Below are 11,657 nucleotides of genomic sequence, written 5' to 3'. Positions count from 1 at the left end.
TCCGCCGTCGCGACCGACATCGGTTCCCGGGTGCTCAGCGCCTCGGCCAACAACTTGTCCAACTCGTGCAGGGCGTCCGGGTCGACGACCAGGGCGCCGCGCTGCACCACGATCCGCACCAACTGATAGGTGATGAGCCCTTCGGCGAACACCGCCGCAACCAGCGGGAAGCGCTCGTGCAGCGCAACGGCGATGAGGAGCTGATTGGAGGCGGCGCCATGGGTGATGCGTTGGGCGGCCCCGATGTGGGCGGCTACGGCGTCCCAGGTGTCGGTGCACCACAGATCCCGCTCGGCAGAGCCGTCGGCGGCATGGGCGGTCTGGAACATGGCGGCCATCGCGGCGACGCGGCGGGCGCAGGCGGCGGATTCCACCCGCGACCACGACTCCACCGCACCGGCACCCGAGGTACCGGCTGTGGAAGCCACCAATGAGTCGAACATGTATTCGAATTTACGCTCGGCGGCCAAGGTCCGCGCCGGGATTCTCGCCGTAGGCCCCGATCTGGGGATGAATTCCGGACTGTGCACAACTACGGTGCCAACGCCCGAAAATGTCAGTGACACATGCCAGGTCGATGCGGACGTGGTGATCGAGTCGGACCGATGACGCCGGCAATGGAATGAAACCGCGGCTGTCAGTTGCTGACATCAACATGACCGACTACGAACAACCCACTGCCCTCATCGTCGGAGCGTCGAAGGGTCTCGGGCTCGCCATGGTGACCGAGTTCCTGCGGCGCGACTGGCGGGTGATCGCCACCGTCCGCGGCGAGAACCGTGCGGAGCTGTACGCACTCGACGACGACGGACGCCTGGAGGTCGAGAAACTCGACGTCACGGTGCCCGAACAGATCACCGCGCTGCGCGACCGGCTGGCCGGCCGTCGCCTCGACCTGCTGTTCGTCAACGCGGGAGTCGCCCACGACAACGTCCCCGTCGCCGAGGTGAGCACCGACAGCTTCGTCGAGGTCATGGTCACCAACGCGCTCGGCCCGCTGCGCGTCGTCGAGACCCTCGAGGACCTGGTGCCCGAGACGGGGACGATCGGGGTCATGTCGTCGCGGCAGGGCAGCGTCTCGCTGAACACCCGGGGCGGGCACGAGGTGTACCGGGCCAGCAAGTCCGCGCTCAACCAGCTGTTTCGCAGCTTCGCCGCCCGGCACGCCGACGACCCGCGCACGCTGCTGCTCATCAATCCCGGCCATGTGCAGACCGAACTCGGCGGCAAGGGTGCCACGTTGACCGTGGACGACAGCATTCCCGGCGTGGTCGACACCATCGTCGCCCACGCCGGCGAGGGCGGCCTGCAGTTCCTCGACTATCAGAACTCCGTCGTGCCGTGGTGACCACGAGGTTCTGAGGCATCGCCTAGCCAACCCACATCGGCCGCCAAGGCGGCAGGCGTTGACTGACGTCATGATTCGCGAAAGAGATTCGCTCGCAAGCACTGTCGTCGTCGTGGTGGACGGCGGCACCGACGCCGGCCGCCGGCTGGCCCGACGAGAACTGGCTGACGGGCGCCGCGTTGCCGTGGTGGCCCGACACGTGTGCGACGCCGTCGAGGTGCTGCACGGGCATTCCGCCGACCGGGTGATGGTCATCGCCGCCGACGTCGACGACCCACGTCAGTGGAGCGGTGTCACCGCACGTGTGACGGCGAGGTTCGGCCGGATCGACATCGTCGTCCGTGCCGAGGGTGCAACGTTGCGCGTCTCAGCCTGAATCAGGACTCCAGCGCCTGGTAGGTGCGACGGACGAACCTTGGCTGGGCGGCCTGCAGCTTCGCCAGTGACGTGTTGCCCGCCACCGCGGCAGCGGCTGCGTCGGAACTCAGATCGGGCAGGTTCTGGATCAGGTAGATCATGATCAGGTCCGCCGACGGGTCGGCCTGCCACCACGTGCCGTACGCACCGGGCCAACTGAACGTACCGAGCCCGCCAGGGCCGTACAGCTGCCGTGACTGCGCGGCGTCGGTCACCACCGACAGGTTCAAACCAAATCCGCGGCCACGCCAAAAGGGCATCCCCAGAAAGGGATACGACTTCTGCTGATCGGTCAGTCGATCGGAGCGCATCACCCGCACCGACTCCTCCGACAGCACCCTGACGCCGTCCACGACACCGCCGCCGAGCAGCATGCGGGCGAAGGCGAGGTAGTCGTCGGCGGTCGACCACAGTCCGGCCCCTCCGGTGCAGAACGTCGGCAGCGTCACCGGCGCCGGACCCATCACGTCGTCGCGCAGGGTCCCCGTGTCGTCGAGCTGGTACATGGTGGCCGCGCGCCTGCGGCCTTCGAGGCTGACCTTGAAGCCGGTGTCGGACATGCCAAGTGGGCCCAGAACCCGCTCCTCCAGCACGTCGGCAAGCGGCTTGCCCGCTATCCGCGACAGAGCGATCCCGAGCACGTCGGTGGACTGGCTGTAGGTCAGGCGCTCGCCGGGCTGGTGGGCCAGCGGCAGCTTCGCGAGCTCGGCCAGCCATCGATCCTGATCCTGGCGGAACATCAGCTTGCCGTACGCGCGGGACAGCGGCGGCCCCACCGAGAACGCATAGGCCAACCCGCTGCGGTGCGTCATCAGATCGTCGAACGTGATCGGGCGCTGCAGTGGCACCGTCGCCTCGAGCGGACCCGCCGGATTGGTCATCACCCGTACGTCGGCCAGCTCGGGCAACCACGGCGCCACCGGGTCGGTCAACGCAAACGTCCGCTCCTCGACCATCGACATGGCAGCGGCCACCGTCACCGGCTTGCTCATCGACGCGATCCGGAAGATGGTGTCGCGCTGCATCGGCAACCCGGCGTGGACGTCGCGGTGGCCGAGTTCGTTGACCTGCAGGACCTTGCCCGCCTGCCACACCATCGTGACCGCACCCGCCAACAGGCCTGCGTCGACCGCCTCGCGGATGGATGCCTGATTGCCGTCGAGATTCACCTGGCCAGCCTAGCCAGCCGGGCTGAGAGCTCCCGTTGGGTGTTAAGCTGCCGCGGAAGTTCGACGTCCTTTAACGATCCGTCCCGAGAGGCGGAGAAGGAGGTCCTGGGTCAGTCATGGCTTCTGCCAGCCCCGACCGGGAATTGATGTCCGCCGCAGACGTGAGCCGGACCGTGTCGCGCATTGCGCACCAGATCATCGAAAAGACCGCGCTCGACGGCGCCGACGCGCCTCGCGTGATCCTCCTCGGCATTCCGACGCGCGGAGTCACCCTCGCTGCCCGCATTGCCGAGAAGATCCACGAATTCTCCGGAGTCACGGTGCCGCGCGGTGCGCTCGACATCACGCTCTACCGCGACGACCTCGCAGGCAAGCCACCGCGGCCGCTGGAGGACACGTCGATCCCCGACGGTGGAATCGACGGCGCCCTCGTCATCCTCGTCGACGACGTGCTGTACACGGGACGCTCTATCCGCGCCGCCCTGGACGCACTCCGCGACGTCGGAAGGCCGAGAGCGGTTCAGCTGGCGGTGCTCGTCGACCGTGGCCACCGCGAGTTGCCGCTACGCGCCGACTACGCGGGCAAGAACGTGCCAACGTCGCGAAGCGAGAACGTGAAGGTGCGTCTCGCCGAGAACGACGGGGGAGTCGACGGGGTCTCTATCGCACCACACGGAGGGCCTGCCCGATGAAGCACCTGCTCTCCGCGTCCGACCTGAGCCTCGACCAGGCAACCGCGATCCTCGACGACGCCGACCGGTTCAGCAAGGCGCTGCTGGGCCGGGAGGTCAAGAAGCTGCCGACGCTGCGCGGGCGCACCGTGATCACGATGTTCTACGAGAACTCGACGCGCACCCGGGTGTCGTTCGAGGTCGCAGGCAAGTGGATGAGCGCCGACGTCATCAACGTCAGCTCGTCGGGATCGTCGGTGGCCAAGGGTGAGTCGTTGCGGGACACCGCGCTGACGCTGCGCGCCGCGGGTGCCGACGCGCTCATCATCAGACACCCGGCTTCCGGTGCGGCCCAACGGCTTGCGGAGTGGACGGCCGAGCCCGAGGACTCAGGACCGTCGATCATCAACGCCGGTGACGGCACCCACGAACACCCCACGCAGGCACTGCTGGACGCGTTGACGATTCGCCAGCGCCTGGGTTCGGTCGACGGCAAGCGTGTCGTGATCGTCGGCGACGTGCTGCACAGTCGGGTCGCACGGTCGAACGTGCGACTGCTGGCCACACTCGGCGCCGAGGTGGTGCTCGTCGCGCCGCCGACGTTGCTGCCTACGGGCGTCGAGACGTGGCCCGTGACCGTCTCGCACGACTTGGACGCCGAGCTGCCTGCCACCGACGCGATACTCATGCTGCGCGTCCAGGCGGAGCGGATGAAGGGCGGCTTCTTCCCGTCGGCCAGGGAGTACTCGGTGCTCTACGGACTCTCCGAGAAGCGGTCGGCACGGCTTCCCGAGCACGCGGTGGTCCTGCATCCCGGGCCGATGCTGCGGGGGATGGAGATCGCGTCGTCGGTCGCCGACTCCTCGCAATCGGCGGTGCTGCAACAGGTTTCCAATGGAGTTCACGTGCGGATGGCGGTGCTGTTCCATCTGCTCGTCGGCGCAGGTTCAGAACCGGAAGGGGTGAATTCATGACGATCCTCTTGCGGTCGGTGCTTCTCTACGGCGAGGGCGACCCCGTCGACGTGCTGGTCGACGACGGCCAGATCGCCGCGATCGGCCAGGGGCTGGACGCACCAGAGGGTGCCGACGTGGTCGAGTGCGCGGGCAAGATCCTGCTGCCCGGCTTCGTCGACCTGCACACTCACCTCCGCGAGCCGGGACGCGAGTACGCCGAGGACATCGAAACCGGTTCGGCCGCAGCCGCTCTCGGCGGTTTCACGGCGGTCTTCGCGATGGCCAACACCGATCCCGTCGCCGACAGCGCCGTCGTCACCGACCACGTGTGGCACCGCGGTCAGGAGGTCGGCCTGGTCGACGTGCATCCGGTCGGAGCGGTCACCGTCGGCCTGAAGGGCATGCAGCTCACCGAGATGGGCCTGATGGCCGCCGGCGTCGGCAAGGTCCGGATGTTCTCCGACGACGGCATCTGCGTGCACGACCCGCTGGTGATGCGACGGGCACTGGAATACGCCAGTGGCATCGGCGTACTCATCGCCCAGCACGCCGAAGAGCCGCGACTGACGGTCGACGCCGTCGCCCACGAGGGTCCCAACGCGGCGCGGCTCGGGTTGACCGGCTGGCCACGATCCGCCGAGGAGTCGATCGTCGCACGGGACGCCATCCTGGCCAGGGACGCGGGAGCTCGCGTGCACATCTGCCACGCCTCCACCGCAGGCACGGTCGAGTTGGTGAGATGGGCCAAGGAGCAAGGCATTTCGATCACCGCCGAGGTGACGCCGCACCACCTGCTGCTCGACGACGCGCTCCTCGAGTCCTACGACGGCCGCAACCGGGTCACCCCGCCGCTACGCGAGGCCAGCGACGCGGTGGCTCTACGTCAAGCGCTCGCCGACGGCGTGATCGACTGCGTGGCAACCGATCACGCGCCGCATGCCGAGCACGAGAAGATGTGCGAGTTTGCCGTCGCCCGCCCCGGCATGCTTGGGCTGCAAACCGCACTGTCCGTCGTCGTCGAGACCATGGTGCGGTCGGGTCTGATGACGTGGCGTGACGTGGCTCGGGTGCTGAGCGAGGCGCCGTCGGCCATCGTCGGCCTGCCGGATCAGGGCAGGCCGCTGGAGGTGGGCGAGCCCGCCAACCTCGTGGTCGTCGACCCCGACGCGACCTGGACCGTGACCGGCGCCGAGCTGGCCAGCCGGTCGGACAACACGCCATTCGAGGCGATGGAACTGCCCGCCACGGTGACGCTGACGATGCTGCGCGGCAAGGTCACCGCGCGGGACGGAAGAAGTCCCGCATGAACACCCCGACGTTGATCGCGTTGCTGATCATCGCCGCGCTGCTGGCCGTGTTCATCGCGCTCGCCATCCGGCAGATGCTTCGCGGGTGGTTGCATCGCGCCCAGCGGCAGGCCGAGTTGATCGGGGCGCTGCCGCCCCTGCCCGACACCGTGGGGTCGGCGATCATCCCGGCCACCAAGGGGCTCTACGTCGGCAGCACGATCGCGCCGAGCTGGCAGGACCGGATCGCCGTCGGCGACCTGGGTTTCCGCAGCAAGGCGGTTCTGACCCGCTATCCAGAGGGAATCATGCTGCAGCGCAGCGGCACCGGGCCGATCTGGATTCCCGAGGAATCGATTACCGCGATCCGCACCGAGCGGGGAATCGCGGGCAAGGCTTTGACGCACGACGGCATCCTCGCGATCCGCTGGAGGCTGCCGTCGGGCACCGAGATCGACACCGGGTTCCGCGGCGACGACCGCCGCGAGCTCGCGAATTGGACTGGAGGGGTCGAATGACGGTGAAGAACAAGGCCATATTGGTTCTCGACGACGGACGGGTGTTCGTCGGCACCACGTTCGGAGCGGTCGGGCAGACGTTGGGCGAGGCGGTGTTCTCCACCGGGATGTCCGGTTATCAGGAGACTCTCACCGACCCGAGTTACCACGGGCAGATCGTCGTCGCCACGGCACCGCAGATCGGCAACACCGGGTGGAACGGTGAGGACGGCGAGAGCCGAGGCGACAAGATTTGGGTCGCCGGTTACGCCGTGCGAGACCCCTCGCCGCGGGCCTCCAACTGGCGTGCCACGGGGACGCTCGACGACGAACTGATCCGTCAGGGTGTCGTCGGGATCGCCGGAATCGACACCCGCGCCGTCGTCCGGCACCTGCGCACGGCGGGATCGATGAAGGCGGGCGTCTTCTCCGGGGACGCGCTGGCCGACACCGACGAACTGCTGGCCAGGGTGCGCAGCCAACCGTCGATGCTGGGTGCCGACCTCGCCGGCGAGGTCAGCACCGATACGACCTACGTGGTGGACTCCGTTGGAGAGCAACGCTTCACGGTCGCCGCGCTCGACCTGGGCATCAAGACCAACACGCCGCGCAACTTCGCCCAGCGCGGCATCACGACCCACGTCGTCCCGTCGAGCACCACGTTCGACGACCTCGCCGCTCTCCGGCCCGACGGGGTGTTCCTGTCCAACGGACCCGGCGACCCGGCGACCGCCGACCACGTGGTCGAGGTGACGCGCCAGGTGATCGAAGCCGGGATTCCACTGTTCGGCATCTGCTTCGGCAACCAGATACTCGGCCGCGCGCTTGGCCGCTCGACCTACAAGATGGCCTTCGGCCACCGCGGGATCAACGTCCCCGTGATCGACCACGTCACGGGCCGGGTCGCCATCACCGCACAGAACCACGGGTTCGCGCTCGAAGGCGAGGCGGGCGAGGAGTTCGACACTCAGTTCGGCCGCGCCATGGTCAGCCACACCTGCGCCAACGACGGAGTCGTCGAGGGCATCAAACTCATTGACGGAAGGGCGTTCTCGGTGCAATACCACCCCGAGTCGGCTGCAGGACCGCACGATGCCGAGTACCTGTTCGACCAATTCGTCGACATGATGGCAGGGGAGGGTCGCTAAATGCCGCGTCGCCCAGATCTCAACCACGTGCTGGTCATCGGTTCCGGACCGATCGTGATCGGCCAAGCCTGCGAATTCGACTACTCCGGCACCCAGGCGTGCCGCGTCCTGCGGGCCGAGGGGCTGCAGGTCAGCCTGGTCAACTCGAACCCGGCCACGATCATGACCGACCCCGAGTACGCCGACAACACCTACGTCGAGCCCATCACCGCGGCCTTCGTCGAGAAGATCTTCGCCCAGCAGGCTGAGCGGGGCAACAAGATCGACGCCGTCCTGGCGACGTTGGGTGGCCAGACCGCGCTGAACACCGCCGTCGCACTGTGGGAGGGCGGCGTCCTCGAGAAGTACGGCGTCGAGATGATCGGCGCGGACTTCGAGGCCATCCAGCGTGGCGAGGACCGGCAAAAGTTCAAGGACATCGTCGCCAAGGTCGGCGGCGAGTCGGCCAAGTCGCGGGTCTGCTTCACCATGGACGAGGTCCGCGACACGGTCGCCGAACTCGGACTGCCCGTGGTGGTGCGACCGTCGTTCACGATGGGCGGCCTCGGCTCCGGCATGGCCTACAGCGCCGAGGACGTCGACCGGATGGCAGGCGACGGGCTGGCCGCCTCACCGAGCGCCAACGTGCTGATCGAGGAATCCATCTTCGGGTGGAAGGAATTCGAACTCGAACTGATGCGGGACCACCGCGACAACGTGGTGGTCGTCTGCTCGATTGAGAACTTCGACCCGATGGGCGTGCACACCGGTGACTCGGTGACCGTGGCGCCCGCGATGACGCTGACCGACCGCGAGTACCAGAAGATGCGTGACCTCGGGATCGCGATCCTGCGCGAGGTCGGCGTCGACACCGGCGGCTGCAACATCCAGTTCGCCGTCGACCCCGCCGACGGGCGGCTCGTCGTCATCGAGATGAACCCCCGCGTCTCCCGGTCGAGCGCACTGGCGTCGAAGGCCACCGGCTTCCCGATCGCCAAGATCGCCGCGAAGCTGGCCATCGGCTACACCCTCGACGAGATCGTCAACGACATCACCAAGGAGACGCCGGCGTGCTTCGAGCCGACGCTCGACTACGTCGTCGTCAAGGCTCCGCGGTTCGCCTTCGAGAAGTTCCCCGGCGCCGACCCGACTCTGACGACGACCATGAAGTCGGTCGGTGAGGCAATGTCGTTGGGCCGCAACTTCATCGAAGCGCTCGGCAAGGTGATGCGCTCACTGGAGACGCCAGGGCGTGGCGGATTCTGGACCGGAACCGACCCCGAACTCTCCGTTGAGGAGCTGCTGACACGGCTCAGAACGCCCACCGACGGCCGCCTGTACGACATCGAACAGGCGCTGCGGCAGGGGGCGTCCGTCGAAGACGTCGCGAAGGCCTCCGGCGTCGACCCGTGGTTCGTCGACCAGATTGCCGGGCTGGTGAGCCTGTCGGGCGAGCTGCGCGCCGCACCCGTCCTCGACGAGGAACTGCTGCGCACCGCCAAGCACAACGGTCTTTCGGACCGCCAGATCGCGGCCCTTCGGCCCGAACTCGCCGGCGAGGACGGCGTCCGCACGCTGCGGCGGCGACTGGGAGTTCACCCCGTCTACAAGACGGTGGACACCTGCGCCGCGGAGTTCGAAGCCAAGACGCCGTATCACTACAGCAGCTACGAGATCGATCCCGCGGCCGAGACCGAGGTGGCGCCGCAGGTCGACAAGCCCAAGGTGCTGATCCTCGGATCGGGTCCCAACCGGATCGGCCAGGGCATCGAGTTCGACTACAGCTGCGTGCACGCCGCGACCACGCTCAGCGAGGTCGGCTTCGAGACCGTGATGGTGAACTGCAACCCCGAGACGGTGTCGACCGACTACGACACCGCCGACAGGTTGTACTTCGAGCCGTTGACGTTCGAGGACGTCCTCGAGGTGTACCACGCCGAATCCGCCTCAGGGGAGGGCGGTCCCGGCGTCGTCGGGGTCATCGTCCAACTGGGCGGGCAGACGCCGCTGGGCCTCGCTCAGCGGCTCGCCGACGCGGGCGTGCCGATCGTCGGCACCAGCCCGAAGGCGATCGACCTCGCCGAGGACCGCGGCGAGTTCGGTGAGGTGCTGAAGAACGCGGGGCTGCCCGCACCACGGTTCGGCATGGCGACGAGCTTCGAGCAGGCGCGACGGATCGCCGCCGACATCGGCTACCCCGTTTTGGTACGCCCGTCCTACGTTCTCGGCGGCCGTGGCATGGAAATCGTCTACGACGACGAGACGCTGCGCGGGTACATCACTCGCGCCACCCAACTCTCGCCCGAGCACCCCGTGATGGTCGACCGCTTCCTGGAAGACGCCATCGAGATCGACGTCGACGCGCTGTGCGACGGCGCCGACGTGTACATCGGCGGCGTCATGGAGCACATCGAGGAGGCGGGCATCCACTCCGGCGACTCGGCGTGCGCGCTGCCGCCGGTCACCCTCGGCAAGCAGGACATCGCGGCCGTCCGGCACGCGACGGAGGCCATCGCCCATGGCATCGGCGTGGTCGGTCTGCTTAACGTGCAGTACGCGCTCAAGGACGACGTGCTCTACGTGCTGGAGGCCAATCCGCGGGCCAGTCGGACGGTCCCCTTCGTCTCGAAGGCCACGGCGGTGCCGCTGGCCAAGGCGTGCGCGCGAATCATGTTGGGCGCCACCATTGCCCAGCTGCGTGAGGAGGGCATGCTGGCCGCGACCGGTGACGGCGCCGACGTCGCGCCCAATGCGCCGATCGCGGTGAAGGAGGCGGTGCTGCCGTTCAACCGGTTCCGCAAGGCCGACGGCTCGCAGGTGGATTCGCTGCTGGGGCCGGAAATGAAGTCCACCGGCGAGGTCATGGGCATCGACCGCGACTTCGGTACGGCCTTCGCGAAGAGCCAGACCGCGGCCTACGGTTCGCTGCCAGCGGCGGGCACGGTCTTCGTCTCGGTGGCCAATCGCGACAAGCGCTCACTGGTGTTCCCCGTCAAGCGGTTGGCGGATCTCGGGTTCCGGGTGCTGGCCACCGAAGGCACAGCGGAGATGTTGCGCCGCAACGGCATCCCGTGTGACACGGTGCGCAAGCACTTCGAAGCGCCGAGCCCCGACAGGCCGGCCACCTCAGCCGTCGACGCCATCAGGGCCGGCGAGGTCGACATGGTGATCAACACCCCGTACGGAAACTCCGGTCCTCGCGTCGACGGTTACGAGATCCGGTCGGCCGCCGTCGCGATGAACATTCCGTGTGTGACGACGGTCCAGGGTGCCTCGGCGGCGGTGCAGGGCATCGAGGCGGGCATCCGCGGAGACATCGGCGTCATGTCGTTGCAGGAGTTGCACAGTCAGCTGGGCGGATCTGCGACGTGACCGGATTCGGGGCCAGGCTGGCCTCGGCCATGGCGGACCGCGGCCCGCTGTGTCTGGGCATCGATCCGCACCCGGAACTGCTGCAGGCGTGGGGGCTGCCGGTCGACGTCGAGGGCCTCACCGCGTTCTGCGACGTCTGCGTCCGGGCCTACGAGGGCTTCGCCATCGTCAAGCCGCAGGTGGCGTTCTTCGAGAGCTACGGAGCCGCCGGCTATTCGGTATTGGAGACGGTGATCGCCGAGCTTCGTGACGCTGGCGTGCTGGTGCTCGCCGACGCCAAGCGGGGTGACATCGGCTCGACGATGGCTGCGTATGCCTCAGCGTGGGCGGGGGACTCGCCGCTGGCGTGCGACGCCGTCACGGCCTCGCCCTACCTGGGATTCGAGTCCCTGCGACCGCTGCTGGACACCGCCGCCCGGCACGACCGAGGCGTCTTCGTGCTTGCCGCGACGTCCAACCCCGAGGGGGCGAGCGTGCAGCGTGCCGTCGTCGACGGTCGCACGGTCGCCCAGTCGATCGTCGACGACGTGAGCGCCGAGAACCGGGGTGCGGGTCGCGGCTCCGTCGGCGTCGTGGTGGGCGCCACGTTGGCCGACGTTCCGGATCTCGGCGAGCTCGGGGGACCGGTGCTCTTGCCCGGGGTTGGCGCCCAGGGCGGTCGACCAGACGCGCTGCGTGGGCTTGGCGGGGCCGCGGCGGGGACGCTGTTGCCCGCGGTGTCGCGGGACGTGTTGCGGGCCGGCCCGGACGTCGCCGCAGTCCGCGCGGCGGCGGAGCGCATGCGGGACGCCGTCGCCCATCTGGCCGGATGACG

Annotated in this window: 11 protein-coding genes; 9 read left to right on the top strand and 2 right to left on the bottom strand. The window is 68.2% G+C overall.

The features are described 5' to 3' along the window. Positions 1-443 (bottom strand): DUF222 domain-containing protein (locus ASD37_RS32145; RefSeq protein WP_235567961.1); only part of this gene is annotated, 443 nt, incomplete at its 3' end. Positions 444-655: 212 nt separating this feature from the next. Here ASD37_RS32145 and ASD37_RS03895 point away from each other — a divergent pair. Together ASD37_RS03895 and ASD37_RS03890 are read left to right on the top strand one after the other, a co-directional pair. Further along, positions 656-1,348 (top strand): SDR family NAD(P)-dependent oxidoreductase, encoded by a 693-nt coding sequence (locus ASD37_RS03895; protein ID WP_056549784.1) that lies wholly within the window; start codon positions 656-658, stop codon positions 1,346-1,348. Positions 1,349-1,418: 70 nt separating this feature from the next. Beyond that, positions 1,419-1,724, top strand: a complete 306-nt coding sequence (locus ASD37_RS03890) for an SDR family NAD(P)-dependent oxidoreductase (RefSeq protein ID WP_056548293.1) — start codon at positions 1,419-1,421, stop codon at positions 1,722-1,724. 1 nt (position 1,725) lies between these two features. Here ASD37_RS03890 and ASD37_RS03885 read toward each other — a convergent pair whose 3' ends face one another. Further along, complete coding sequence (locus ASD37_RS03885) at positions 1,726-2,934, bottom strand: serine hydrolase (protein ID WP_056548291.1); 1,209 nt, start codon at positions 2,932-2,934, stop codon at positions 1,726-1,728. A gap of 116 nt (positions 2,935-3,050) precedes the next feature. On the opposite strand from ASD37_RS03885, the gene pyrR reads away from it, so the two are divergent. From pyrR to pyrF, 7 genes are read left to right on the top strand one after another with little or no spacing between them, the layout of a single operon-like run. Continuing rightward, entirely contained in the window at positions 3,051-3,626 is a 576-nt protein-coding gene (gene pyrR / locus ASD37_RS03880; RefSeq protein WP_056548288.1) for a bifunctional pyr operon transcriptional regulator/uracil phosphoribosyltransferase PyrR, read from the top strand. Next, positions 3,623-4,579 carry an aspartate carbamoyltransferase catalytic subunit gene (locus tag ASD37_RS03875; protein ID WP_056548286.1) on the top strand — a complete coding sequence of 319 codons (957 nt, stop codon included), beginning with the start codon at positions 3,623-3,625 and terminating at the stop codon, positions 4,577-4,579. Before pyrR ends, ASD37_RS03875 begins: the two co-directional genes overlap by 4 nt. Continuing rightward, on the top strand, positions 4,576-5,868 hold the full coding sequence (locus tag ASD37_RS03870) for a dihydroorotase (protein ID WP_056548284.1): 1,293 nt from the start codon (positions 4,576-4,578) through the stop codon (positions 5,866-5,868). The genes ASD37_RS03875 and ASD37_RS03870 overlap by 4 nt, the downstream gene beginning before the upstream one ends. Then, positions 5,865-6,365: a hypothetical protein gene (locus tag ASD37_RS03865; RefSeq protein WP_056548282.1), complete on the top strand. Its 501-nt coding sequence runs from the start codon at positions 5,865-5,867 to the stop codon at positions 6,363-6,365. The genes ASD37_RS03870 and ASD37_RS03865 overlap by 4 nt, the downstream gene beginning before the upstream one ends. Then, positions 6,362-7,492 carry a glutamine-hydrolyzing carbamoyl-phosphate synthase small subunit gene (gene carA, locus ASD37_RS03860; RefSeq protein WP_056548280.1) on the top strand — a complete coding sequence of 377 codons (1,131 nt, stop codon included), beginning with the start codon at positions 6,362-6,364 and terminating at the stop codon, positions 7,490-7,492. The genes ASD37_RS03865 and carA overlap by 4 nt, the downstream gene beginning before the upstream one ends. Beyond that, positions 7,493-10,843 (top strand): carbamoyl-phosphate synthase large subunit, encoded by a 3,351-nt coding sequence (carB, locus tag ASD37_RS03855; protein WP_056548278.1) that lies wholly within the window; start codon positions 7,493-7,495, stop codon positions 10,841-10,843. Then, positions 10,840-11,655, top strand: a complete 816-nt coding sequence (pyrF, locus tag ASD37_RS03850) for an orotidine-5'-phosphate decarboxylase (RefSeq protein ID WP_056548276.1) — start codon at positions 10,840-10,842, stop codon at positions 11,653-11,655. Before carB ends, pyrF begins: the two co-directional genes overlap by 4 nt. The last annotated feature ends 2 nt before the right edge of the window (positions 11,656-11,657 follow it).

The organism is Mycobacterium sp. Root135, assembly GCF_001426545.1.
Lineage (GTDB): Bacteria > Actinomycetota > Actinomycetes > Mycobacteriales > Mycobacteriaceae > Mycobacterium.
The sequence above is the reverse complement of the archived record's forward strand: the minus strand, read 5'-3'. Positions and strand labels throughout refer to the sequence as shown.